General features: G+C 35.5%; 2 protein-coding genes. Both read left to right on the top strand.

Annotated elements, in window-relative coordinates; genetic code table 11:
- Window positions 1-572: helix-turn-helix domain-containing protein (locus NK356_RS24005; protein ID WP_253318245.1), on the top strand; the 572-nt coding region annotated here is incomplete at its 5' end.
- Window positions 560-1,402: an IS3 family transposase gene (locus tag NK356_RS24000; protein WP_253318246.1), complete on the top strand. Its 843-nt coding sequence runs from the start codon at window positions 560-562 to the stop codon at window positions 1,400-1,402. The genes NK356_RS24005 and NK356_RS24000, both read left to right, overlap by 13 nt.
- Window positions 1,403-1,430 lie beyond the last annotated feature (28 nt).

The following is a 1,430-nucleotide window of genomic DNA, read 5'->3' as shown; positions in this document are numbered from 1 at the left end:
TGGACTGCCCCCAAAAAGTTAGACACTTTTTAGGGGCATTTTTTATGTATAAAAAAGAAAAATTTAGCGTTGCTTTCAAATTAGAGAGTATTAAACTTTACAAAAATTCTCATCGTTCGATTGAATCTATAGCAACAGAGAAAGGATTTAATGAAAGTAACTTGCGCAAGTGGATTGGTTTTTATAACAAGTATGGAATCTCTGGACTACAACCGAGAAAAAGCAGGAACTATTCCCTGGATTTCAAGATTAAAGTTCTAAAAACCATTGAAATAGAACGTATTTCACAAAGGGAAGCTTGTATCCGATTCGATATCGCAGCTCAGTCTACCGTTTTGAATTGGCAAAGGGATTACGAAAAAAGTGGTATTTTAGGGTTAAAGAATAAACCCAAAGGAAGATCCTGCATTATGAGTGATTACAAGCGCAAGAAAAGAAAGTCCGATAAGCCATTGACCAGAGAAGAAGAACTTTTATTGGAAAACGAAAGGCTTCGAGCTGAAATTGATTTTCTAAAAAAGTTAGACGCCTTAACTCTCAAAAAGAACAAGCAGAGGCCATCGAAGGATTAAGGCAAAAATATGACCTGTCACTCCTGCTGAATTGTACAGGTATGGCCAGAAGCAGTTTCTATTATCATCAGAAAGTTCTTAATAAAAAGGATAAATATGAAGAAGTAAAAACTTTGATAAAACAGATTTATCATAGGCATAAAGGGCGGTTCGGGTACCGTCGTATTACTTTGACCATGAAGCAGCAAGGAATTATGGTCAATCACAAGACAATAATGAAACTAATGAAAGTTCTGGGACTCAAAAGCATCATAAGGGTCAAGAAATACCGGTCATATAGAGGCGAACAAGGCAACCTAGCACCCAATATTTTGGAAAGGAACTTTAAAGCAGACCAACCGAACACGAAGTGGGCAACTGATGTAACAGAGTTCAATGTCTCAGGGAACAAACTGTACCTATCCCCGATAATTGACCTTTACAATGGCGAGATTATCAGTTACGACCTATCGGAGAGACCTGTCTTTATTCAGGTTATGAATATGTTGAAGAAAAGCTTCAGGAAAATTAAAAATACAGAAAACATCATTCTCCACTCGGATCAAGGCTGGCAATATCAGATGAAAGCCTATCAGCATCTGTTAAAAGAAAAAGGTATCATCCAAAGTATGTCCCGCAAAGGAAACTGTCTGGATAATGCGATAATAGAAAACTTCTTTGGAACTTTAAAATCTGAAATGTTCTATACTAAAAAATTTAAAACTATTGATGAACTTAAAAAAGAAATAAAGGAGTATATTAATTACTATAACAACGACAGAATAAGACTTAATCTAAAAGGAAAGAGTCCGGTACAGTACCGAACTCTTTCATATAATAATATTGTTTAATTTTGTCTAAACTTTTGGGTGCAGTCCA

It is taken from the genome of Chryseobacterium sp. S0630, assembly GCF_024158915.1.
In the GTDB taxonomy this organism is placed as follows: Bacteria; Bacteroidota; Bacteroidia; order Flavobacteriales; family Weeksellaceae; genus Chryseobacterium.
The sequence above is the reverse complement of the archived record's forward strand: the minus strand, read 5'-3'. Positions and strand labels throughout refer to the sequence as shown.